Raw genomic sequence first — 26,979 nt, forward strand, 5'->3', positions numbered from 1 at the left:
GCCGCGAAGGCGGAGGCCGCCGCCGAGAAGGAAGCCGCCAAGCAGGAGCAGGCCCAGGCGAAGGCCGAGGCGGAGCGCGAGCAGGAGGCCGCCAAGGCGGAGGCCGAGAAGGAGAAGGCCGAGGCCAAGGCCGAGCAGGACCGCGAGAAGGCGGAAGCCGAGGCGGAGCAGGAAGCGGCCAAGGCGGAGGCCGAGAAGGAGAAGGCCGAGGCCAAGGCCGAACAGGAAGCCGCGAAGGCGGAGGCCGCCGCCGAGAAGGAAGCCGCCAAGCAGGAGCAGGCCCAGGCGAAGGCCGAGGCGGAGCGCGAGCAGGAGGCCGCCAAGTCGGAGGCCGCCGCCGAGCGGGAAGCCGCCAAGCGGGAACAGACCGACGCGCAGTCCAGGGCGGAGGCCCAGCAGGAGGAGGCCCGCCGCGAGGCTCTGCGGGAGCAGCAGCAGGCCAGGCTGGACGCCCAGAACGCCAAGGCCGAGGCACAGGCCGACTACGAGCAGCAGAAGGCCGAGGCCCGCGCCGAGCGCGACGCCGCCCTCCAGGAGGCCGACCGCCAGGAGGCGGCGGCGCGACAGGAGTACGAGCGGGAGAAGGCCGAAGCCCAGGAGCAGCGGGACCAGGCACGCCAGGACGCCGAACAGGAACGCGCCGAGGCACGCCAGGAGTACGAGCGGGAGATCGCCGCCGGCACCGACGAGGACGTGGCCCGTGAGGAGTACGACCGGCGGATCGAGGAGATCGACGCCGCCGAACGGGAGGCCCTCGAACGGGCGGACGCCGCCGAGGCCGAGGCCAGGAGCGAGTACGACCGGGCGAAGGCCGACGCCCGGGCGGACCGCGAGGAGGCGCGCACCGAGGCCGAGCAGGCGCGCAAGGACGCCAAGGCCGAGTACGACCAGCGCATGGGCGACATCCAGGCCGAGTACGACCGGATCGGCGCCGAGCAGAAGGACATCGACGAGCTGATCCGGCAGCGCATCGCCGACCTCCCCGAACCCCCCGACCTCTCCGCCTACAACCCGGGCGGCTCCACGGGCTCGGCGGGCTCCGCGTATTCCTCCGCGTTCAACGACAACCTCTACAACCAGGACGACCTCGCCTCGGCGCTCGGCCGTCCGCAGGGCGGCGACGCCCTGGCGGGCACCTCCGCCGGCGGCACCGGCACGGGAGCGGGCTCGCCGATGTACCCGCCGATGATGCGCGGCGCGGGCGGCGAGGCCGGCGGCAACTCCGGCGAGCGCACCAGGACCGTCATCGAGCCAGGGGTCGGCCGCTCCGGCCGGACGGCAGCCGGCACGCCGACCGTCGGCGACGAGGAACACCGCGTCGTTCCCAGGTCCACGCAGACCAGTAGCAGCACGCCCTTCATGCCGCCGATGGGTCCCATGGGCGGGGCGGGGGCGGGGGACAGACCGCAGACGGAGAGCGGTGACAGGGAACGGACCACCTGGCTGGCCGAGGACGAGGACGTCTGGGGCACCGACGAGGGCGGCGCACCGCAGGCCCTGGGACGCTGAGAGGAAGGGGACCGGAATGAGCCGGCCGATGGAGGACCGGGTGGCCCAGGCGATGGCCCACCTCAAGGCGGCGGAGCAGGCCGCGGCCTCGGCACGCGCCGAGCTGGACGCGGCCTCGGTCACCGCGCGTTCGACGGACCGGTCGGTCCGGGTCTCCGTCGGCGCGAAGGGCGAACTGACCAGCCTGGAGTTCCTCGACGGCAAGTACCGGACCATGGCAGCCCCCCAGCTCTCCGCGGCCGTGCTGGAGGCCGCGAACAAGGCGCGGGCCGAGATGGCCCGCCGGGTCGTCGCCACGCTCGACCCGCTCACCAGGATGACCGCGCGCGGCGCCGCCCCGGACCGGATGGGCGTCGACTGGGAGTCCGTCTTCGGATCACTGCTCCGCGAGACCTCCGTGGCGGAGGGACCCACGGCGATGAGCAGGCTCCGCGACGAAATCGTCGAGGACGACGAGGAACCCGCCGCCCCGCCCGGGGCGGCCCGCGGCACGGACGACGGACGACGGGAACGGCAGGAGGGCGCGTAACCGTGGCCGGCAACTACTCCGCCGACATCCAGGCGATTCTGCAGGGTTCCAGGCACCTCGCCGACGCCGTGCGCTACGGCGACGAGATGCTGCCCCGGTTCGAGACCGGCAACGCCCGGTACGCGGGCTGGTGGGGCGTGGAGGGCGGCGACGACGACTTCGCCAACGCGGTCGGCGAGCAGGTCCGCCAGGAACAGCAGCAGGTGACGGACACGGTCCTGGCCATCACCAGCGGGTTCATGGCGCTGGTCGACGCGGTCGCCGCGGAGGCCGACCACGTGCAGCGGCCGCAGGTCCAGGCGGTGGAGGACATCGAGACGCACGGCTCGGAGAGCGAGAACAGGCGCTGAATGGCCATCATGTTCCCGCCCGGCCTGCGGGAGTTCATCGAGGTCTGGGTGGGCGCGAACGTCGCCACCGGCAACGAGGACCTGGGCTTCGACAGCCGTAACCCCTACAAACGGCTGGCCGACGACGTCAGGGACCTGTCCGACGCGATGAAGGGAGCGATCTCCACCGCCGGGAACTCGCTCCCGCCCCGGATCGCCGAGGAGTTCGTCGCGGCGATGAAGCTCTTCGTCGACGACAACGGCCAGAACCACCTGCAGAAGTTCTCCGACGAACTCCGGGAGCTCGGCTCCCGGCAGATCGACCGCTCCATCAAGCTGTCCGAGGGGAAGTACCAGATCCTCCTCGAGTTCATCCTGATGAACATCGAGCTGGCCCTGATCGCCGCGCTGGCCGTCTTCACCGGCGGCACGTCGCTCACCGAGATCGCCATCCAGAAGGCGCGCACCGCGCTCACCATCCTGCTGATCCTCCAGCGGCTGGGACGTGCCATCCCCACACCGTTGTCGGTGCTGCTGGAGGCGATCCAGGAGGCGTTCGTCTCCTTCGCCTCGCAGCTGATCTCCATGACCGCGCCGGACGACCCGGAGCGCCGGCGCTACAAGTTCGACTGGAAGGACATCGGCCAGTCGGCGGTCGCCGGCGCGTTCGCGGGACTCTTCGGGGGCATCTTCGGCGAGGTCGGCGGAAGGTTCATCAACAAGTACTTCAAGAACAACAACTTCTGGAAGGAAACCTCCGAGCTCCCGTTCACCTTCATCAACGAGGGGCAGGCGGAAACCTTCGCCGAGGCCTTCACCGGTCTCATCTTCCTGGGCACGTTCACGCTCAACCCCGGCACGTTCCTCAGCGCGGGCCTCAGCGGCCTCGTCTTCGAAGCGGCTTCCACGGGCGCGGAGTTCGGCGGCAAGTGGCTGAACAACAAGTTCTTCCAGAACCTCGACTTCGGCCCCGACGGCATCAACGACCTGCCGGGCGGCGGCAACCGGTACGACCGCGACAGCGGAAGCGACCACACGAACACGTACGGGAACCGGTACGGGAACAGCCCGTACGGGAACAGCCCGTACGAGAACAGCCCGTACGAGAACAGCCCGTACGACAACACCTACGACGACCCCGGCACGTACCAGGACACCTACGACGTCACGAACTCCCCCTCCACCTCGCCGTACCGGCCGTACGACTCCGCCTCCTCCACCGACGACATCAGCGACACCTCGTCGATCTACAGCGACACCGCGTCGGTCTTCAGCGATGTCAGTGACATCAGTGACGTCTCGTCCCTCCCGGACCCGGACCCGGCCGGCGGCGTCACCAGCCCCGTCAACCCGTACCAACTCCCGGGCGTGACAAGCGCGTTCAAGCCGCCGTACGCCACCTCCGTGCCGAACGCGTACGACGACGCCTACCGGGACTCCTTCGCGGGCACCCCGGACACCGACACCGACACCGTCTTCTCCACCCTCAACCCGCCGGCGACCCGGACCCCGGAGACCGACCGGACCGACGACACGGACCGCTCGCTGCCGCTCGGCAGGCCCTCCACGGTCGGCTCCTCCGTCCCGGAGCCGCCGTCGACGCGGACGGGCAGCGGCGCCTTCACGGCGGACGGGGCCGAGCGGCAGGACACCCCCGCGCCCCACGTGACCCCGACCGCACCCGCCCCGTCGAGCACCGCGTCCCCCGGCGGCCACGCCTCGCCGAACGGCGCCACCCCGCAGCCACGGCCGCAGACCACACCCTCCGACGACCCGGCCGTCACCCCCGACCCGTCGCACGCGGACACCCCCGGCACGGACGACGTCCGTACCCCCGGGACCGAGGAGTCCGGGCGTTCCGGACCGTCCACCGCGGTGCCGAAGGGCGAGACGCACCGGGACACCCCCGACACCCCCGCGCCCCACCGGACCGTCCGCACCGAGTCCGAGGACGTTCCGGCCACCCGGCCCGTCACCGTCGACGAGACGCCGCTCAGCTCCCCGGCGCCGGGCGGGCTCCCCGCGGACCTGTCCTCCGAGCCGGGGTCACCCGACTCGCTCGACATGATCATGGACTGGGAGGACGACCAGGACGCGTCCGAGTCCGAGTTCGGGAGCGAACCCGAGCCGGACCCGGTCACCGAGGCGCTGTACGACCGGCTGCTGGCGGACGTGTTCGGCCCCGACATCGCGGCGAACCCCCTCCACCCCGCCCTCCGCGACACCCTCGCGCACCTCGACCAGCTCCGGCAGGCCGATCCCGCACTGCGGGACGCCCCGCTCGACCTGGACGCCCTGACCCGCAAGGTGCTGCTCCTGGACACCGCCCATCCGGTGACCCACGCGCAGCGCGGCGAGCTGTTCCGGGTGGCGATGGACCCGGCGGTGGAGTCGGCGGGCAGCCTGGCCGCCCTGGCCGCCTTCCACCTGGAGCTCCGCGGCGTACTGTCCCCCACCCAGGCGCTGACCGCCGACGACGGCGGCGTCTGGGGCCGCAACTGGACGAACGCCACGATCCCCGACCTCGACCTCACCGAGGTGGGGAAGGTGGTCCGGCAGCCCGACGGCACCCTGGGCCGCGGCGAGGTGGAGCCCGCGCCCTGGCACCGGGCCGGCGAGCCGAAGCCGTACGTCGTCATGGCGGAGGGCGACCACCGGCGGATCGTCGTACGCGGCTACGACGGCGCCCCGCGCCAGGTGCCGATCGACGTGTTCGCCGAACTGCTGGCCCGCGACCCCCGGCTGGCCGGGCTGCCCCCGGACACCCCCGTGGTGCTGCTCGTCCCCGACGCCGGTGCCCGCGGCCTGGAGCTGCCGCGCCAGGCGGCGGACCGCATCGGCCGGGAGGTCTGGTCGGCCAACGGCACCGTGAAGGTGTCCCCGCAGCGCGACCCGTCGCAGCCGTACGTCGTCTCCCTGCTGTACGGGGAGGGGGTGCCGCGCGCCGACTGGATCCGCAGCACCCCCGGCCAGGTGCTCGACCCGGCGGAGCGCGAGAACGCGCCGGAGTGGGAGCGCGAGGTGCTGTCGCACAGCGTCGTCGGCGACGGGGGCACGACCATCGGCAGAGGCGTGTTCGAGGACTCCGAGGCCCCGCGCCGGATCGCGGCGCTGAAGCTCGCGACGGAGTCGTCGGAGCTGTGGCACTACGACCCGGTCACCAAGGACGCGGTCAAGGACGACGAGCCGGTCCCGTTCGCCGGCAAGCCGGTGTACGTCTTCAGCGCCCACGCCCGGCCCGGCGCGACCCGGGTGCCGACCACGACGGACCCGAGGCACCACACCCACCAGCGGGAGACCGGCCGGATGCTCAGGCGGCGCCCGAGCCTGGCCCAGCTCCCCAAGGACCACGCCGTACTGATGGAGGCGTGCTCCAGCGCCAAGCCGCCGGGCGTGGTCCGCACCCGCAGGGGCATCGACGACACCTTCGTCCCCGACCCGCTGGCGGTCGTCAGCGAGAGCCAGCACGTCGCCAACGAGACCGGCCGCACGGCGTACGGCGGCACCCACATGGTCAGCTTCGCGACGCTGCCGGACGGGAAGTTCGTCCACCGCCTCTACACGGACTCGCGGGGGCGGCGCGGCAGGTGGGTGGAGCACCGGCCGGAACCCACGGGCGCCCTGCTCGACGACCGTGCCCGCGCCGCGGGCCTGCACAAGGACCCCGGGCGGCCGGTCACGGACGCCACCCGCGAACGGACCCTGCGGCTGGTCCGCGCGCTGCGGCTGGCCTTCGGCGCGGCGATCGAGGACGACAGCCGGTACGGCGAACTCCTCGCCGGGATCGGCGCACTGGAGACCATGCGGGCGGCCGACCCGGCCCTGCGCGACCTCGGCCCGTTCTCCATGGACCTGCTCGAACGCGCGGCCCACGCGGACCGGCCGGGCGACCGGGGCACCGACGCCTACCGCGACCTGCTCGTCCGGGCCGCCGACACCGTGCGCGGGCAGCCTGACACCGTACTCTCCGACTTCGTCACCCTGCCCCACGTCACCGCCGCCGCACGGCGTCTGGGCGGTCTCCCGGACCAGGAGCTGGACACCGAGGCCGCCCGCGTCCTGCGGCTCCCCGACGGCCCGGCGGGCGTCGGGGACGCCGAGCGGGCCCGGCTGTTCTGGGCCATGGTCAAGGCCCTGGAGTGGGAGAGCCGGACCCCCGACCCGGACGCCCTCACCAGCAGGATCCTGCACCTGGACCGGCCCGACCCGGCCCGGCGGCCCGAGCTGCTCGACCTGGTCGCCCAGGCGGCGGCCGTCGGCGTCGACGTGGACAACCCGACCGAGCTGGGCGCCTTCCACCTGGAGACCCTGGGCGCCCTCGCGCCCCGGACCCAGTTGCTCGACCTGAACGGCGTGCCGACCGGGCGACGCTGGTCCCCGACCCCGCCGGACGCGGCCACGACCACGCTCACCGACCGTGTCGTCGTCGCCGCCCCGCAGCAGGGCGGCGGTTACCAGGCCGTGGGCCAGGAACGCCCGCCGTGGAGCGCCCCCGGCGGATCACCGGCCTACCTGGTGTGGGCGGGCGGCGGCCGGGACCACCTCCTCATGACCCTGCCCGGCGGCTTCCGCGCCCGCGTCCCCTACGACGAGGTCGCCGAGCTGCTGGCCCGCGACCCGGTGCTCAACACCCGCCCGCAGGACACCACGGACGTCGTCCTGGCCGTCCCGAAGGCGGCCCCGGCGGCAGCCACCGGACCGGCCGCCGGCGGCACCCCGGACACCGATCCGCGGGCCGTCGTCAGCGCCGGGACCGGCCGTACCGTATGGGCCTCACAGGGCAGCGTGAGCCTGGCCCCGACCGGGCCGTCCCGGCCGTACGTCCCCTCCCTCCTGCCCAGCGCGCCGGGGCGTCCCGCGGCGGCCGACTGGGCGGCGGTCCGGCCCGGCGACCTCACCGCGCCCGGCACCGGCGACACCGGAGTGGACGACGTCACCTTCGCGGACCGCCAGGTGACCGAGGTCCCGGCCGAGCCGCCCGCCGCACTCGCCGACCTTCTCGATCCCGGACCGGTCGGGGGCCTCGACATCCCGTTGCCGAGCCTGGACGGCCTGCTGGAGGGTTTCGACGCGCCGCTGTCCGACCACCAGGACGACGACGCGGACGGGGACCGGGGGGAGGAGCCGACCCCGGAGGAGGTCCGGCACCGGGAACTGCTGGCGGACATCTACGGCCCCGACGTCACGTCGAGTCCCCTGTACCCGGACATCCGCGACGGGCTCGCGCGCCTCGACCGGCTCCGCCGGGCCGACCCCCTGCTGGAATCCGGCCCGCTCGACCTGGACGCCGTGGCCCGCCGGGTGCTGCTCCTGGACCCCGCCGATCCGGTGAGCAACGTGCAGCGCAGCCGGCTGCTGGGGCTGGCCACGGCACAGGAGGCACGGGCGGCGGGCGGTCTGGCCGCCCTCGCCGCGCTCCACCTCCACCGCCAGGGCGTGCTGTCGCCCACCCACGCCCTGACCACCGGCCTCGACGGGCGCCCCCGCGGCCGCGACTGGACCCGGGGCAAGGACGGGACCGACGACCTGGACCTCACCCGTACGGGAAGGACCGGCCCCCGGACCGACGGCACCCTGTCACGCGACGAGGTGGGGCCCGCGCCCTGGCACCGGCCCGGCGGCCCGGACCCCTACGTCGTGCGGGCGGACGGCGACCGCGACCACGTCGTCGTGCGCGGCCACGACGGCGCCCCGCGCGAGGTTCCCCTCGACGTGTTCGCCGAACTGCTCGCCCTCGACACCGAGTTGAGCGGACTCCCGGCGGACGTGCCGGTGCTGCTGCTCGTCTCCGACGCCGGCGGAGGAGGCCTGGAGCTGCCGCGGCGGGCGGCGGACCGGACCGGCAGGGACGTCTGGTCGGCCAACGGGGCCGTGGACGTCGCCGAAGGCCCGGACGACAGCGCCTCCCACCCGTACGTCGTGCCGCTGCGGAGCGGCCGGGGCAGTGACCGCACCGACTGGATCCGCAGCTCCCCCGGCCTGCTGCCCGACCCCGCGGAGTCCGCCCGCGCCCCCTTCTGGGAACAGGACCTGCAGTCCCACACCATCGTCACCGACCGGGGGCCGATCGGCAGGGCCGTGTTCGAGGACGGCGAACGCGCGCGGCTGCTGCCGGGGATCCGGCACTCGGCGACGGCGACGGAGCTCTACCACGTCAACCGGCAGGACGGGACCTGGACCAAGGACGACCGGCCCGTCCCGTTCGCCGGCAAACCGGTGTACGTCTTCGCCGCGCACGGCTCTCCCGGCGAGACGGCGCTGCCGACCCGGTCCAACCCCCGCCACCGGAAGCGGGAGCGGGCGGCGGGCGGCATGCTCAGGCGCCGTCCGAGCCTGGCGCGGCTCCCCAAGGACCACGCCGTCGTGATGCAGGAGTGCTTCTCCGCGACACCGCCGGGCCTCACCCGCAGGCGCAGACTGGTCACGGACACGTTCGTCCCCGACCCGCTGTCCGACGTCAGTCAGAGCCAGCACGCGGCCAACGAGACCGGCCGGACCGTCTACGGCGCCACCCAGGAGGTCGGCTTCAAGTTCGAGAAGGACGGCCGGGTCGGCCACTACATCATCATGGACTCGCGGGGCCGGCGCGGCCAGTGGGTGGAGCACCGGCCGGAACCCGCCGACGCCGCGCTCGACGACCGCGCCCGCGCGGCGGGCCTGCACACCGACCCGGTGGGACCGGCTTCGGAGGAGGTCCGTGAGCGGACGCTGCGGCTGGTGCGCGCGCTGCGGCTGACCTTCGGGGTGGCGATCGAGGACGACGGCCACTACGGCGAACTCCTCGCGGGGATCGGCGCGCTGGAGTCCCTGCGTGCCGCCGACCCGGTGCTGCGCGACACCGTGCCCTTCTCCATGGACCTGTTCGAGCGCGCGGCCCGCGAGATCCGCGCGACGGAACACGGCGACCCGGCCGGCGAGTTGGGACCCGACGCCTACCGGGACCTGCTGGCCAGGGCCGCCGACGCCGTGCGCCGGGACCCCGGCGCCGTGCTCACCGACTTCGTGACCCTGCCGCACGTGACCACCGTGGCCGAAGGGCTGGACGGTCTCTCGGACGAGGAGGTGAACGACGAGGCCGCCCGGTTCCTGGGGCTGGACCCGGACCAGGTGGTCATCGGGGCGCCCGAGCGGGCCCGGTTCTTCTGGGCGACCGTGAAGACCCTGGAGTGGGAGAGCAGGACCCCCGACCCGGGCGCCCTCACCGGCAGGGTGCTGCACCTGGACCGGCCGGACCCGTCCCGGCTGTCCGACCTCCTGGACCTGGTGGCGCGCGCGGCGGCCGTCGGCGTCGACGTGGACGACCCGGTCGCGTTGGGCGCGTTCCACCTGGAGACCCTGGGCGCCCTCGCGCCGGACACCCTGCTGTTCGACGACTCGGACGCCCCGGCCGGCCGGAGCTGGGCGCCGGGTCCACCGGCTGCGGCGGTGGACGTCAACGCCGCCCTCGTCATGGCGGCGACACCGGACGGCGGCCACCGTCCGCTGCGCCGGGCGAAGATGCCGTGGACCACCGACACCACCAAGCCGGCCCCGTACCTGGTGCGGGGCGAGGCCGGTCCTGACCACCTCATCATGGAGCTGCCCGGCGGATTCCGCGCCAAGGTTCCCTACGAGGAGATCGCCGAACTGCTCGCGGTGGACCCGGCGCTGAACGACTTCCCGCGCACGGCCGACATCGTCCTCGCCTCCACGACCCCCACCCCCACCCCGACCCCGGCCCCGACGGATCCGCAGGTCGCCGACCGGCGGGCCCTCGTCGGCGCCGGGACCGGCCGCGGTGTGTGGACCTCACCGGGGCCCGTGGGCCTGCTCGCACAGAGCGACCCGTCGCTGCCGCACGTCCTCTCCCTGCTGCCCAAGGCGGACGGCCGTCGTCAGCAGGCCGACGACTGGTCGGCCGCCCGGCCGGCCTCCGCGTCCCCGGCGGACGCCCACCTGTCACCCACCACGGTCACGGCCGGGGGCGAAACCGTCACTCCTCCCGGCCCGCCCCTGCCCCCGAAGCCGGACCCGACGACGGCCCTCGTCACGTCGACCACCGAGCCGGACCCGACGACGGCCCTCGTCACACTGACCACCGAGCCGGTCCCGGCGTCTCCGGACGCCCCGCGCCTCGACCCCGCCATGGCGCCCCCGCCGAGGCGCCGCACCCCGGCCCGGTTCCAGGACGGCCGGCAGATGCCCGCGTACGTCGACGACCTCCGGTCGCTGCTGCCGTCCGACCTGACCCCCGCGGAGATCGAACAACTCCTCGCCAATCCGAGCACGTTCGGTCAGAGCACGGTCCTCCTGCGCGGCACCGAGCAGGCCCTGGACGCCATCGACCGCGAACTGGAGCGCAGGCCGGACGCCCGGCCCGCGGACCACACCCAACTGCTGGACGACATCCGGCGGACGCTCCGGGACAAGCCGAAGACCCTGGCGGACGGCGAGGGGCGCCCCTTCCCCTACGTCAACGCGGACGGGAAGGCGCGCGTCCTGTGGGTCAGGGCGCGGCACCACGGCAACTGGGCCCCGTTCGACGACGGCATCGGTGACTCGACGAAGATCGACAGCATGCACCGGGCGGCCGCGACCTTCGGGCTGACCAAGAACATGCAGGTCAACTCCCAGTACGGCCTCGGCGGGCCGATCGGCCCGGCGGGCACCGCGGCGTTCGGCGGCTTCGGCCGGCTCGCCCTGCGGTTCGGCTTCATCGACAAGGTCGGCTACACCCTGACCGACCAGCGCATGAACCAGATGGAGACCCGGACGCTGGACAAGTCGCGGGCGTTCCTGGACGACGTCCACTACGAGATCCGCGTCACCGACCCCGCCGGACGGGTCGTCACGGGCATCGACCCCGAGCCCGGCACCGCCCCCGATCCCAGGACCGACCGGGCCGTGCTCGCCCGGTTCTCCTTCGGCGTCCGCAAGGGCCTCCTGGTCCGCCTGCCCGACAGCGTCACGAAGATCCCGAAGCCGGGCAGGATCCCCCGCTCCATCGACCTGGACCGCAACTCCCAGTACCGCTTCGTCCGTATCGAGGGGTTCGGCCCCGTCGCGGCGATCCGCGACTGGGCGGCCCGGCAGATCGGGGTCCTCCCCGGCAGCTCCGCCTACACCGAGCTGGACATCTTCTTCTCCGGCGACAGCTTCCAGCGGCACGGCGGCACGATGGCGCGCGGCCGCATCACCACCCCGCCGCTGTTCGCCGACGACAAGAAGAAGTCACCGCTGGGCGTCTTCGTCGTGGAGGAGCTGATCCCGCGGACGGCGATCCTCGTCGGCGAGACCGACCAGGCCGAGATGCGGGACATCAACACCTCGACGGTCCGCAGCGAGCGCAGCCGGGCCGACGGCAGGAGCCTGCTGCTGCAGGCCGTCGCCGGACCCGCCTTCAACTTCTTCGACCCCGGTACGGCCCCCTTCGACCTGCGGCTCCAGCTCGGGCCCGCCCTCCAGGCCTCGTTCGCGAAGACCTGGTCGGCCGGACTCGGCGCGGCCGGCACCCTCAAGTCGGCCGGACAGGTGAAGGGCCCCAAAACCGCCCTCTACCTGGTCGTGAAGTCGGTGCGGGTGCGGCGGGCCGGCGACAACGCGCCGCCGACGCGCTTCCTCACCTGGAGCCTGGACCGGATGACCAGCTCCGAGGCACGGCGGCTGGCCGGCTGGGACGACGGGACCACACTCGCCCTGCGCAACGGCGCCGCCCCGCCGTTCGTGCCGCCCTATCTGACCGTGGACCGCCCGCGCACCCTGGGCATGCACCGGGTGAAGGAGTTCACCTTCGACGACGGCCTGCGCACCCGGGTCACCCCGGACGCGGCGGACGGCGTCGGCCGCACCCTGCTGGACCGGTTCGCCGACGGTGTCGTCGACGCCGTCTCGCATCTGAACCAGGACCTGGTGGTGCCCCTCGACCAGCTGCTGCCGCCGAACCTGCCGAAGGGCTGGCGCACCCGCTTCAACGACCTGCTGGGACGCAGGCCCGACCAGGTGCTCCAGGCGGCCCAGAGCCTGCCCATGCCGCCCCGGTGGACCGATCCCGTCAAGTACCGGATCGCGCTCCAGAACACCCTGCAGATCCTCGGCGTGCTGTCCCAGCAGAACGTCACCGCGAACCTGGAGGCGCTCACCACGGTCGGCCTGCCGGTCAGGCTCACGGACCCCGACTCCGTCGGGACGACCTACTACACCCTCCGCGTGCACGGGAGCCTGACCGGGCGCCGCTACGAGGGCAAGGACGTCGACGAGGGAATGCGCTTCAGCGCCCAGGGCGTCGACCGGATCGACGGCCAGGCGAGCGCGAAACGAGGCCTGGAGCTGGGCTTCGAGGGCACGTTCTCGGGCCGTGACAACAGCGTCGACGAGCTGGCGGGCCTGCGCCGCAACACGCTCGGGCTGACTCTGGGCGCACGCGGGGGCTGGCAGTGGGAGACGGAGACCACCTTCGGCTCGACGGTCACCAACGAACCGATGTCGGTGACGAACCAGCCCACCCACCTGTACCGCTACGACCTCGCCCTCGCCGCGAGCCTGAGCGGCTACTGGCGGCCCCGCGGCCTGATCCGCGGTCTCGGCCTCGGGCTGCCGGGACTGCTGGTGCTGGACGAGCCGGTCAACGTGCTCTTCGGCCGGACGTCGCGGGGCCACCTGCGGGGCGGCGGCCCGATGACCGGGCAGGTGCTCATCGGCGTCCCCGTACAGCACACGCCCGACGCGGACCCGTACGCGGACGGGGCGCTCAACCCGTACCTGTCCGACGAGCCCGCACCCACGTCCATGACCACCGAGCGGGCCCTCGCCCTGGCGAAGGGCGACCTCGTCCTGCCCGCCGGCCACGGCACGCAGCAGCCCGCCGGACGGCTCGCCGACCGCGGGACACCGCAGTTCAAGGAGTTCCGGCAGCACCCGTTCGTCATCGTGAACGTGGTGCTGTCACCCACGCTGACCGCGGAGGTGGACCGGGTCCTGCGGGCGGCGTCGGGCAGCGCCTGGCAGCTGGTGAAGGAGGGCGCCCCCACCCGGGACGCCATCGTCCGCACCTTCACCCCCCAGTACCTGACGTCGAGCTTCGACCAGAGTTCGGGGCCGCTGGGCCTGGTGGGCAGCGGCCTGCTGGGCAAGGGGCCGTACGGCGAGCTGTGGGGAACCTTCCGGTACACCACCACGGTCGGGAACCTGCGCGCCCTCACCCCGCCGATGTCCATGGACACCGAGATGACGCTCGGCGGCACCCGCCAGGCGGCCGGCAAGATCAGCAACAGCACCAGTTTCGTCTTCGGCGGCCAGCTGGTCTACTCCGTCGCGCAGAATCCGGGACACGGACTCATGGGCGCGTACGGAATCGTCGCCAACCCCGTCTCGAGGAGCGGCACGCAGAGTCTCAGCGTCGTCCGCACCGTCGTCGCGGACATGAACCGCAAGGGCTTCACCCACCAGGTGCTCGTGGCCGGCGACGTGCAGCACTGGTTCGCGCTGCTCACCAGCCGGCTGGGCATGGGCCGGATCGGCACGGCCGCGGCGGGCAGCGCCCTCGTGCCGCGTTCCCTCGCCGGGGCCGCGGGGACCGCGCTGACCAGCCCGGGCGGTCTGCTGGGGCACCTGCCGGAGAAGAGCGCCCACCGGATGGGGCTGATCGACGACGGGCTGGGCGACGTCCCCCGCTACACGAGTCAGGTCTGGACGCCGCAGCCCTGGATGCGCGGCGCCGCCTTCGGCACGTACGCGGTGAACGCGCTGGACCCCACGGACGTGCTGCTCGCGTTCGACAAGCGGATCGGGAAGCTGGGACTCGACGACGAGAGCCGGGAGCGGATCCGGCAGCTGGTGACGGGCCGTGCCACCCGGGCGCTCAAGGGGGAGATGACGACCACCGGCCCGTCGACCCTGGTCAAGGCCGGCGGCTGGGGCTGGGACAGTATCCGGATCGGCAGCCGGCGGGTGCGGGCACGCGTCGAACTGATCCCCGGGACGCCCGTGTTCGACGGACTCGACCACAGCGCCGAACTGGAGGAGAACCGGCGGGCGATCGAGACCGCCCAGCGGAACTCCGAGTTCTCGGCCGGCGCGGACCTGGGCTTCCTGACCAGCCAGATGGTGTACACCGGCAACCCCCAGGTCCCGGCCGCCGGACCCACGTACACCGAGGGCGGCTCCAACCGGAAGACGGTCGCGTCGAGTCACACGGTCACCACCGTCACCATCTACCGGGCGGCGTCCACCGAACCGCACGCGGAGGTCGTCACCCCGTACCGGATGCGCATCACCCTGGAGGCCGACGACACCCCCAACACCGGCGCGCCGGCCGACCCGGACCTGAAGGAGGCGGAGTCCACGGCCCTCGACCGCTTCCGGGGCCGGCTGAGCATCGTCGAGGAGGGTGACGTCGGCGAGCTGCGCGAACACGTGCCGCTCAGCCTGATGGAGCCGACGCCGTCACCGACGGGTGCGGACGGGGCCGGCACCTCCGGGGCCGGCCGGCGGCTGCCCGCGCCCGACCCGGCGGCCGACCCCGCCCTCGCCGGTCCGCCCCGCCCGGTGCCGCTCTCCGGGGTGGAGGGGAGACTGACGGTCCGGGACGGGGACGGCGTCACGCGGTCGTTCACCTTCCCCGAGAACGGCATGCACCCGCGCGGGATCATCGGCATCGAGAACATCCGCATGGCCGGCGACCTCCTCCTCACGAAGGCGTACGACGTCGGCTTCTCCCTCCGGGCCCTGGAGGCCGAGGGCGGTCCCGACGCCTCCGCCCTCACCGACCTCCTGCGCAGGACCAGGGAGACCGGGCTGACCCGCCTCGGCACCGGCTCGGCGCAGGCGCTGGAGGACGGCACCAGCTCCACGGCGGTCACGGCGTTCTTCCCGCGCACCACCGAACCGGACGGCTACCAGGTGGCGGGGCTGACCGAGAAGTCCCTCATGGGCACCGACACCGGACAACTGACGCTGCGCTCGGCGCCCGACTTCAGCCGCGCGCTGCTGCTGACGGTCGCCGACGGCAAGAAGCTGGAGGTGCTCAGGCGGTACGGGGACAACGCCGGTACGTCGTCGTCCGTCGAGCACAGCCAGTCCTCGGGCTTCGGCGGCGGCTTCCTGTACGACTCGCCCAACAACGCGGGCCTCAACCAGATCGGCGCCTTCGGCCCCGGCCCCAACGACCTCGACGGTGACGTCATGCCGGTCGGGGACGACCACCTGACCTCCCGCAACCTCAAGCCCAAGACGGGCCGGACCTTCCTGTTCGCCGTCCCGGCCACCTGGATCGGCGTCGGCGACGTGCACCGCGGCATCGTGGACTCCAGGCTTGCGAACCGGATCCGGGGCGGGACCTTCGCCAAGGCCCGGTCGGGTCCGCAGGCGATGGAGTCCGAGGCGTACGTCGTCACCTGGATCCGGGAGGACGTCGCCCGCGAGCTGAGGATCATCACCGACACGAACTTCCCCGAACGCGTCTCGAAGGCGTGGGACGCGGTCGAGAGCGCGAGCAAGGCGTGGGTCGACGCCGACAAGGCCTACTGGAAGAAGCGGCGTGCCTCCGGCGGGCTGCGCGCGGACCTCGACGCCGCGCAGACCGCCCTCGACGAGGCCGCCGGGGTCGCCCGCGCGGCCACGCGCCCGGTCGACCTCGCCCGGACCGGCGTCGACGACGCGGACCGGGCCCTGACACAGGCCGAGGCCGACGCCCGCCGGGACCACGGCATCGCGGACGCGAACGTGGCCGCCGCGCAGGCCGAGGTCGACGCCTTCGCCGACGACGAGTACGGCGCCGCACCCGAGCACGACGGCTGGGCGGAGCTCCTGCGGGACGAACAGGACGCCGCTCTGGCCCGCCTCGCCGACGCGCAGGAGGCCGCCGGGAAACTGCGGAAGGCGGCCGATCTGCGGCTGGAGACCGCGCGCACCGAGAAGGCGCTGGCCGACGGGCGGCTCGACGCGGCCCTGCTGTCCGCGCGCGCACCCGGCCGGGCCCTCGACGAGGCCACCGCCCGCCGGGACACGGCACGCGACGCCTTCGACACCCGGCGCGCCGAGCTGGACGCGCTCAGGGACACGGCGGAGAAGGCCGCGGCGGAGTACCACCGGGTACGGGCCGGGGCGGACCAGCTCACCCGTTGGCACCGGCTCGCGGCCACCGCGGAAGGCCGGGAGGAGCTGGACGGTCTCGCCGAGCCGCCCGCGGTGACCTACCAGGCCCCGCCCAAGGCCCCCGTGGTCAAACCCCCGGCCCCGCCCCGCTACACCAGGACCGGTACGGCACCGGACACCGTCCTCACGTCACCCACGAACGAGACGTACACGCTCCAGGACGTGCCGAGGGACGGTGACGCCTTCTTCCGCGCGCTCGCCCTCGGCCTCGAACGCGCCGCCCCGGGACTGCCGGCCGCGCAGGGCATCGACCTCGCCGACCCGCGGGCGGTGTCCGACCTGCGCCGGAGGATGGCCTCCTGGCTCACCGACCACGCCGACGAGGACCTGCTGGCCGCCGTCGCCCCCGACCACACCGACGCCTTCAGCGCGGAGGAGATCGCCGCGGCGGGCCTGGACCTCGGAACGGACACCCCCGCACGCCGGGAGTTCGACGGCCTCGGCGGTCTGATGCCGCACGCCGTCGACCTGCCCCCCGAGGTACGGGCCGAACTGGCGATCACCCAGCTCCTCCGCCGGGGCGACGCCCCGTCCGAGGCCGGCTGGAACCACGCCGCGTCCGACCTGCTCCCGCTGCTCGCCGCACGCACCTTCGGCGTGCGCGTCACGGTGGTCGGGAGCGACGGCACCTTCCAGGACTTCGCCCCCGAGGTCCCGGCGGGCGCCGGCAACCTCCAGGCACTCGTCGGCACCTCCGCCCACTCCGGCGCACACGTGGTCCTGAGCCTCGACGACCGCCACTACCAACTGGCCCTGCCGACCAACCCGGAGCCGAAGCCCCCGGCACCGGGCCCAGACCCGGAGCCGGAGCCCGAGCCGAAGCCGAAGTCCGAGCCGAAGTCCGAGCCGGAGCCGAAGTCCGAGCCGAAGTCCGAGCCGAAGTCCGAGCCGGAGCCGGAGCCAAAGCCCGAGCCGAAGCCGAAACCGGAGCCGCCCCAAGGGGACGGCAAGAAGGACGCCGGGTCGAAGGACGCCGAGCCGAAGGGCGACAGCGGTCAGGCGAGGGGACGTCGGGTGCCGGTGCCCGGCACGGGGGAGTGCCTCCTGTACTCCTTCATGGCCGGCGACCCCGTGCACATCCGAAGCCGTCTGGCCGGCCTCGCCGTCACCGACCGAGCCGCGTACGACTGGCTCGGGGACCCCGACGCGGTACGCGCCGAACTGCGCCGGCAGGCCCGCTTCGGCACCGAGGACGGCCCCTCGCGGACCGCCCTCCACACCATGCGGTCCCACGTGGAGGACTACGTGCGCCGCAGCGCGGGACGGCTGCACCCGCAGATCATCGGCCAGTACCGGAAAACGGTCGCCGACGCCTTCGCCGCACGGGTCCAGAAAATGAACCGGGCCGAGAGGCTCGCCCTCCTCGCCCACCACGGCGTCCGGCGCGTCCCCGTCCCCGAGGCCCTCGACCCCGCCGAACTGCGGAAGCGGTACGTCGACGCCCGTATGACGTCGCTCCCCGCCGATCCGAGCATCTCCCCGCAGGACGCCCGGGCCGCCCTGGAGGCGGAGGCCGAGGACCTGAGCCCGAGCCAGATGTTCGAGCACCTCGATCAGCACGGCCTGCTGCCGACCCCCGACGAGCTCGGCGACCGTGCACTGGCCCGCCTGCTCGGTACCGCCTACACGCAGAGCACCGCGCCGCTGGACGACACGGAACTGTCCAGGCTCCTGGACGCCGTCGTCAACTGGGAGCAGCGCTGGGGGACGCCGGAGGGGGAGGCCTTCCTGCCCCTCGCCGCGCACGCGTTCGACCTGAGGGTCGACGTGGTGCGGTCCTTCCGGTCGGGCGCCCGACGGGTCAGCGAGGCCGGGCCCGACAACGCCACGCGGCAGACGGAGGTCTACTACAACGGCGTCAACCACTACGACGGCAGCGACGCCGCGGCCCGCGACCGGTTCGGTGACTCCGTCCTCCCGAAGCGGGTCAAGGACGAGGAACGCGACCAGGACGGTGACGTACGGCTCAACCCCCTGTGGGTGCCGTTGGACGAGGTCGACCCGGACCTGCTGATCACCGGCAACCGCGACGCCGTATGGCTGTACACGGTCACCGATGACGGGCGGGTGATCCTGGGCACGGAGGACCTGAGTGGGATCATCACGCCGGAGCAGTTCGACGCGCTGCTGGCGGGGATGCGGGAGAAGGACCCCGACCTGACGGCGGAGGCGCTGCGCAAGACACTGGACGGCCTGGGGCACACCGGCATCGCCGCCGGTTTCGTCGACGACGGCGGGGTGACGGCCGGCCGGACGCTGCCGGGACGCAGCCGGGTGTCCGGCGAGTTCCGCTGGAGCGAGAAGCTGCGTTCCTGGGTGGTGAACGACAAGTCGGGCCGCTACATGAGCGAGTCGGTCCGCCCGGGGCTGGACGCGGCGGAGGCCGCCGGCTGGCTGACCAACGTGGCGGCCCTGTTCAGCGCCCGGCTGGGCGTCGTCGTCCGGACCGACCAGGTGAAGACCGCCGCGACCGTCCCCCCGCCTCCACCGGCGCCCGCGCCCCCGCCTCCGCCGTCGGCGCCCACCGCCACTCCGGCCTCCTCGACCACGTCGGCCTCCTCGACCACGTCGGCCCCCTCGGCCACGTCGGCCACCCCGTCCGGTGACGACACCGCCAAGCTGGACGTCGCGCGCCGGTTCGGCGCCGTGCTGCACGGCCTCGGCCACCCGGTGGTGCTGTCCGGAGCCGCCCGCGGCCGGGTGCAGTTCGGCGGGCCCCGGCCGCTGGGCGCCGTGGAGTTCCAGCTGTCCGCGGCCGCCCTGCCCGCCGTCGACGGGATTCGCGAGGCGCTGGAGCGGGAGCTGCCCGGAGCGTCGGTGCGGGTCCTGCCCGGCACGGACGGCGGCCGGGTCCTCGGCCTGTCGGTGAACGGAGTCGACCTCACGGTCACGGCGGTGGACCGGCCCGCCTCCGGCACGGTCACGGCCGACGGCTTCACCGTGCCGGCCCCCGCGGAGTCCCTGGCCGACGCCGCCCTCGCCCTGGCCACCGGGACCGATCCGGAGCTGCGCGGACGCGACCTGCTCGACCTGCTGTGGGCACTGCACCGCACCCCCGCCGACGGCCCCCGCACGGTCACGCCGGTCCTCACGCGCGAGGACGCCTACCGTTCCGCGCGGCCCGCCGGCGCCGCCCCCTCCCTCGCCGTACGGCTCAGCGAACTGCTCGACTCCACCGCCCGGAACCCCGACGCCCTCACCCGCCACGAGGAGACCTGGCGCGCCCTCGGCGTCACCGACGCCGACCTGCCCGCGCTGCGCGCCGAACTGACCGCGCTCGCCGACGGGCTGCGGTCCCGTCCGGAGGTGACCGCGGACCCGGTCCGGGCGCTCGCCGCACGGCTGCCCGGCCTGTCCACCGCCGACCGCGCGGCGGCGCTGGCGTCGCTGCCGCCCGCGGACCGCGAACGGCTGGCCGCTGATCCCGCGCTGGTGGACGCCCTGCGCGCCGGACTCGACCCGGCCGAGTTCGCCACGGTCGCGGCGCACCTCATGACGCAGGTGCCCGACGGGGTCGAGCAGCCCGTCTCCGCCGGTGACCGGGCCCGCGCCCAGATCGCCCGGATGCTGCAGGATCCCGACGTCGCGGCGCGGCTGCTCAAGCGCGGCTCACGGGTCCTGGTGGTGCCCAAGGGCGAGGCCCTGACCTCGCTGGACGCCTTCCGCTTCCTGCGGGACGCCGTCACCGGCGACGGCCGCCCCTGGAACGACGTCCGAGGCGTCGGCACGCGCACCGCGGCCGTCACCGAGGAGAACCTGCTCGGCGAACGCACCACCGTCGGCACCGGCAAGTCCGCCTATCCCGACGGCTACTCGACCACCCTGCACGAATTCGCCCACACCATCCACCAACACGGCCTGGACCCCGTCGCCCGGCAGCGCATCACCAACACCTTCCGCACCACCACCCGGGCCGGCGAGGCGGGCAACTGGCCCGACGGCCCCCTCCACAGTCGCGACGCCGACGGCCGCCGCAGCGCCCCCAACTACAGCAGCCACAACGAGCTCGAGTTCTTCGCCCAGCTCACCAACGTCTACCTCATGGCCAACGGCGGCGACGACCCCTACACCGGGCTGCCCCGCAACAACGCCGGCCCGGAGTGGGTGCGCACCCACCAGCCCGCCCTGTACCCCCTGCTGCGCCGGCTGTACGGCGAGGGCCCCAAGCCCCGCCCCCGTCATCCGCGCAGTGTCGAACCCGCCCGCCCGCGCGGAGTACGTGCCGCGGAGGTCAACCCCGTCGACGCCACCGACGTCGAGAACGAGGCGCTGGCCCGCGCCCGCGCCCTGTGGGACGTCGCCGAGGGCGGCCCGGGCGACGGCGGCGACTCCTCCGTGGCCGTGCGCGCCCTGTGGGACGGCACCACCGGTACGCACACGCCCCAGCCGCACACCCCGGCGCCGTTGCCGTCGCCGTCCCCCGACCCGGCGCCGCGGGCGCGGTCCGCCGCCGCACCGCCACCCACCGACGGCGCGGTCCAGCAGCGCCTTCAGGAACTGCGGGCGCTGGTCGACGCCACCTTCGGCTCCCAGCCGCTCTCGCAGGAACTGCGCGACGGGCTGTTCCACTCGCTGCGCGTGATCGAGGCGGCGCGCACCCGGCACCCGCGCTTCGGCCGCGGCCCGCTGGACCTGGCCGGCATCACCCGGACGCTGCTGCACCTGCCGTCCGACGCGCCGGTGGACGCGGCCCTGCACTACGACGCCCTCACCCTCGCGAGCAGCGCCCACCGCCGGGGCCGCGGCGGCAGCCTGGACGCCATCGCCGCCTACGGGCTGACCCGGCGGCACGGCTACCCGCAGCAGACCCTGCTCAGCGGCGACGACAACACGCCGTACGGCAGGAACTGGACCGGACGTTCCGGTATCCGCCTGAACATGGACGTCGTCGCCGACCCCCGCGGCATCCACCCCGTGCCCTGGGGGCCGGACGCCCACACGGTGCTGGCCCAGCGGAACGACGAGGGAGTGCTGCTGGCGGACGGAACACCGGTGTCGGACGAGGAGTTCGCCGAACTGGTGCTGCACGACCCGGTACGCCGGCCGGGCGCGCCCGTGGTGATCCTGCTCGCCGACGAGGACGGCCGCAACGAGACCCTCGCCCGGGTCATCGCCGACCGCACCGGCACCCGCGCCTGGTTCAGCTACGGCGACCTGCGGCTGGAAACGGCCCCGGACGGCCGCCGGGTGCCGGTCCTGGCCGCGCCCGCCTCCGGTGAGCCGGCCGGGGCCTGGATCCCCGCCGACCCCGGACTGGTCCCGGACGACCCGGCGGCCACCGTCAGGGCCGTGAACGGCACCCTCTTCCCCGACACCGACATCCACTCGTATCCGCTGGTCACGGTCGACGGACAGACCCTGACCGGGCGGGTGTTCCTCGACGCGCACGACATGGCGATGCGCGACGAGGCCATGCGGGTGGTGTCCGCCATCCAGCACCACACCCTCGTCATGGAAGGGCTGCCCGGTGTCTACGCCGGGAAGCAGAGCGGCCTGCTGCCCCTGCCCCGGAGTCTGGCCGACGCGTACATCGCCGTCGGCCACGGCGACAGCGGACGCACCACCCTGGCCCGCCGCAGCACCCACGCCAACCAGGCCGTGCACCCGAAGCAGTTGGGCCGGGTACTGGCGCGGCGCAAGAGCCTCCAGGCGCTGGCTCCCGACCAGCCGGTGTGGCTGCTGATCTGCGAACTGTCCATGACGCGCCCCGACCAGGACCTGCTCACCCACCCCTCCTCCGCCCAGTACGTCGCCAACGAGGTCCGCCGCACCGTCTTCACCGTCGACCGGCAGATCACACCGAGCGAGGCCGACGGCGGCCTGCCGCCGCACCTGATCGTGTACGACGACCCCGACAACCCCGCCGGTCACATAGGGGAGTTCCCACCCGAGCCCAGGACCGCCGCCCTGGACGCCCTGGCGGATCTGGGCTCACTGCCCGACGGCCTGCCGGGCCGCACCGACCGCGCCCTGCACTGGGTACGGGCCCTGCGGCTGACCCACGGCGTGCACATCGACTCCGACCCGGCCCGCGAAGCGGAGTTCCACGAGCTGATCGAGGGCTTCGGCGCCCTCGAGAGGCTGCGGTTCCAGGCGGCCGGCAACACCGACCCCGGCCTGCTCACCTGGGGCGGGCTCCGGCACGTCGTCGGCCGGTACGCCACCCGGCAGGGCTGGGACCGGACACTGACCGCCGGCTCCCTGGCACACCTGCTGCACGCCGCACACACCGGCCGGCTGCGGCCCTCCGACGCCGCGGACCCCACCGCCCCCGCCGCGCCGCCGGCCTCCACCGTCACCCCGGCCCCGACGCACACGGTGCCGCTGTCGGGCCCCGACTCCGACAGCGACCTCGCCTCCGATGTCGGCCTCGACAGCGACCTCGACGACGGCTCCGTCTCCGATGTCGACCTCGACAACGCCCCCGACGACGACCCCGTCCTCGATGTCGACCTCGACAACGACGAGGCCGGGAGCACGGCGGTACCGGACGGCGCCGGACCCGTCGTGTCCGCCCCGGCGCCGCCTTCCTCCCGGTCCCGGGTCGCCTTCGAGCACCGCCACCGGGACATCACCGATCCGGACCAGCGCCGCCGGCTCGCCGACCTGGCCGAGCAGATCGTGGTGTCCGGCCTGCGGGACCTCAGGGCGGGACTCCGGCTCCCCACGATCACGGTCACCGGCTACAGCAACGGCCCACGCTTCGCCCTGTCCGGTGACGCCGTCGAGCACGCCGAGACGGTCGGCCGGCAACGGGCGGACGCCGTGCGCGCCTTCCTCCTCGACGAGATCCGGCGTCAGCTGGAGCTCAACGAACAGGCCGTGCGCGACGTCGCGGAGGTACGCGGCGGCACGGTCCGGGCCGAGGACTTCACGGTCGTCGCGGAGAGCGGCGGCCGGGACATCAGCGCCGTCGGCCCGATCGACGGCGCCACCGGGCGGGCGGCACGGCGACAGGCGGTCGTCACGGTCGACCGTTCCCCCCTGTCGGAGGCCGTCGCCCGGCTGGCGGAACTGAGCCCGGAGGACTTCGGCAGGCCGGACCACTTCACCGGCCCGGACCGGCTCGCCGGGAAGCTCCTGCACCTCGACGACAACCCCGGGGACGACCCCGACTCGGACAGCGACTCGGACAGCGACTCGGACAGTGACACGGACGGCGAGTCCACGGACTCCCCTCCCGCCCCGGTGCGCTTCGACGTCGACGACCTGTCGAACCGCGTACGCCGGCTGTACGAGCTGACGGCCGAGGCGATGGCCGCCGGCCGGGCGACCAGCACGGTGTCGCTGACCGCGTACCACCTCGGCAAGCAGGGCCTGCTGTCCGACGCCACCCGCCTGACCGCACCGGACGGCACCCCGCTGGGCCGGAACTGGACGGGCCGGCCCGCCCGGGACGTGGACGTCTCCTCGTACGACGTGGTGGGCGGCGACCGGAACTCCCAGCCGGCACCGTGGGCACGCCGGCCCGGTGCTCCCCTCCCGTACGTGATCGGGACGGAGGACGGCGACCACACCAAGGTCCGGCTGGTCCTGCCGGACGGCAGCAAGCGGTGGCGGCTGTCGCCGGAGGAGTTCGCCGAACTGCTGGCGCAGGACACGGAACTGACGGACCGTGAGAAAGCCGCCGAGGTGGTGCTCGTCTCGCAGAACGCGGGCGCCATGGGACTGGACCTGCCGCGCAGGGCCGCGGCCCGGACGGACCGGACGCTGTGGTCGCACAGCGGTGAGGTCGCCCTGAAGCCGCGCCCCGACACCGGCCGGCACCGCATCGAGGTGACCGACGACCGGTTCTTCGGCGACGAGTCGCTGGGCGAGTCGGCGGATGAGCCGATGGGTGAGCCGGTGGGCGAGTGGATCGCCAGCGACCCCGACGACCTGGGTCCGGACGAGGGACGGCCGGAACCCGGGGAAGGCGTCCTGCGCACGATCGACGGGAGGACCCTGCGGGACGCGGACGTCAAGTCGGTCACCCTCACCGACGAGGGCCGGCCCGTCGGCCGCGCGGTGGTCAACGGCGCCGACCTGATCCGGCGCGAGCCGTGGCTCCAGGACCTGGTCCGGTCGACGGAGTGGTACGTCTACGACCCGGTCACCGGCGAGCCGATCGGGAATCCCCGGCCGGTGCCGTGGAAGGGCCGCAAGCCCTACTTCTTCATCGTCCACGGCCTGCCGGGGCAGACCCTCATGGTCGAGAACATGTTCCAGAACAACGTTCCGGTCCGGGGCACGGAAACCGGCGGCTACCTCCGGCGGCGCCCCAGCGTGAGCCGGCTGGACCGGGACACCCCCATCGTGTTCCTGTCCTGCTGGGGGAGCGGACCGGAGGGACACACCGCCGCAGCCCTGAAGCGGAGCCGCCCGTTCGTCCCCGACCCGCTCGCCGTCTCGTCGGCGGCCCAGGACGTCTCCAACTCGACACGGCGCGACGTCTACGCCCCGGACAGGGAGCACCTGAGCCGTTACGCGAAGGGGAAGCTGTACGACCACGGCATCGGCACCACCCCGGCGAACGACCCGGTGGACATGGTGAAGCTGCGCCCCGAACCGACCCCGGACGAACTCGACGCCCTGGCCGCGCAGGCCGGCCTGGAGACCTCCCAGGACCTCACCCCGGCCATGGCCCGGGACACGGCGCTGCGACTGGTCCGCGCCCTGCGCGCCACGTTCGGCGTCGACGTGGAGGAGGACGGGGACGACCCGGCCGGCACGTACCGTCACCTGCTGCGCGGCATCGGCGCCCTGGAGGTCATGCGCCGCGGGGACGGGAACCTGCGGGAGTACGGGGAGCTGACGCTCGACCTGTTCGACCGGGTCACCCGCGCGCACCACGGCCTGACGACCGCCCCCGGCACCCGGCCCGCGCCGCCGGACCCCGACGCCGTACGGACGATGCTCGACGCCGCGTCGGCGCGTCTGTCCGCCGACCCCAGGTCCACGCTGCCCGACTTCGTCTCCCTGCCCTCCGTGGACCGGGCCCGCGAACTGATCGGCCGGCACGATCCGGACGGGTGGACCCGCCAGGTGCTGGGACTGCGCCCGTCGGCGCACGTCACCGCGACCGACCGGCAGAACGCGCTGTGGGCCACGGTCCAGGCCGTGGAGAGCGTGGAGAACCACCCCGACCCCGACGCCCTCACGACGAAGGCGCTCCACCTGCCCCCCGGCGAGGACCCGCGGGACGAGGCCCTGCGGACGGACCTCCTGCGGACGGCGGCCACGGCGGCGGCCCTCGGCCGCGACGCCTACGACCCCACCGCGCTCGCCGCGTACGACCTCGAACGCCACGGCGCGCTGGACGAGCGCACCCTCATCACCTCCGTGAACGGGACGAAGGCCGGCCGCAGCTGGACGGGGAGGCCCGCCCCGAGCCGCATGTGGGCGGACCGCTACGTGATCTCCCCCGACGGCGGCCTGGGCAACAGCCGCGGGGCCCTGGCGCCCTGGCACCGCAAGGGCGCCGGGAAGAGCGACCACCCCGGCGCATACGTACTGGACATGACCGGCACCACCCCGGGACGGGTCGACATGCCCTGGCCGGACGGCACCACCCGCCCGGTGCCCTACGAGGAGATCGCCGAACTGCTCTCCCACGACCCCGTCCTGGCGCAACTGGACCGGGACGTCACGGTCGTCCCCACCGGGACGGGAGCGGGCGACACCGGCCTGGCCGAGGCGATCGCCGCCCGGACGGGGGCCGCCCGGACGGTGTGGCTGCCGACGCGGCCCCTCCGGATCCTCGACCGGCGGCCGGCGGTGAACGAGAGCCTCCTCGTGCTGACCTCACCCCAGGACGACCCGGGAACCCACTGGTCGCAGACCCGCCCGCCCGCGCCCGCGGTCCAGCCTTCCGCACCCGCACCCACGCCCGACGTCATCACGGACGGCGACGACACCTCGCTCCAGGCACCGCCGTCCGAGGACGTCCGGCGCCGGTGGATCGCCGGCCAGGTGAACGCGGACGACCTGCCGGGCGGCTCGCCGGGGTTCACCGGCGCCGAACTCGTCACCCTGGCCGAACTGAGGGACGCGGGCATCGAGATCACCCCCGGAATGGACGTCGAGGCGCAACTCGGCGGAGGCGTCCGGGGCAGCGGGCTGGCACCGCTCGACCAGGTGCGGCTGCTGCTGGCCCGCCCCGGCCCGTGGCCGGACGCCCTCGACGCCGTCACGGCCGCGGTGTCGCGCCGGATCTGGCGCTCGGCGTTCACGGCCTTCGAGACCGCGACCCCGGCCCCGGACGCCGTCCGGGCGTGGGACACCGCCCTCGGGCTGCTCCTGCCGGGCGACGCGGACTCCGTGCTCGCGGACTGGCGGTACGCGGCGGAGGCGTACCGCGACGCGGTGCGCCGGCTCGCCGACCTGCTGGCGGCGGAAGGAACGGACCCCCGGACGGTCGAGCGCCTCGCCGCCCGGTTCCGGGAGATCCTCGGACTGCCGCCCCTCGGGACAGTGAACACAGGTGAAAGCGAACAAGGGTGA

The 26,979-nt window shown here is 74.0% G+C and carries 3 protein-coding genes and 1 pseudogene; all 4 read left to right on the top strand.

The annotated features are described in order from the left end of the window. Window positions 1-1,509 (top strand): annotated as a pseudogene (locus tag ACF1DX_RS27415) (hypothetical protein); the annotation flags it as partial. 16 nt (window positions 1,510-1,525) lie between these two features. Continuing rightward, complete coding sequence (locus ACF1DX_RS27420; protein WP_391793812.1) at window positions 1,526-2,038, top strand: YbaB/EbfC family nucleoid-associated protein; 513 nt, start codon at window positions 1,526-1,528, stop codon at window positions 2,036-2,038. Between the two features lie 2 nt (window positions 2,039-2,040). Next, complete coding sequence (locus ACF1DX_RS27425; RefSeq protein ID WP_085571654.1) at window positions 2,041-2,388, top strand: hypothetical protein; 348 nt, start codon at window positions 2,041-2,043, stop codon at window positions 2,386-2,388. Continuing rightward, a complete protein-coding gene (locus ACF1DX_RS27430) occupies window positions 2,389-26,979 on the top strand; it encodes a lonely Cys domain-containing protein (protein WP_391793813.1) in 24,591 nt (8,196 codons plus the stop codon). It abuts the gene before it with no gap.

It is taken from the genome of Streptomyces sp. NPDC014676, assembly GCF_043084105.1.
GTDB lineage: Bacteria > Actinomycetota > Actinomycetes > Streptomycetales > Streptomycetaceae > Streptomyces.

Excerpts from the sequence above, each read along its gene's own strand:
- ACF1DX_RS27420 (WP_391793812.1), top strand. The coding sequence starts at position 1,526 with ATGAGCCGGCCGATGGAGGACCGGGTGGCCCAGGCGATGGCCCACCTC.
- ACF1DX_RS27430 (WP_391793813.1), top strand. The coding sequence starts at position 2,389 with ATGGCCATCATGTTCCCGCCCGGCCTGCGGGAGTTCATCGAGGTCTGG.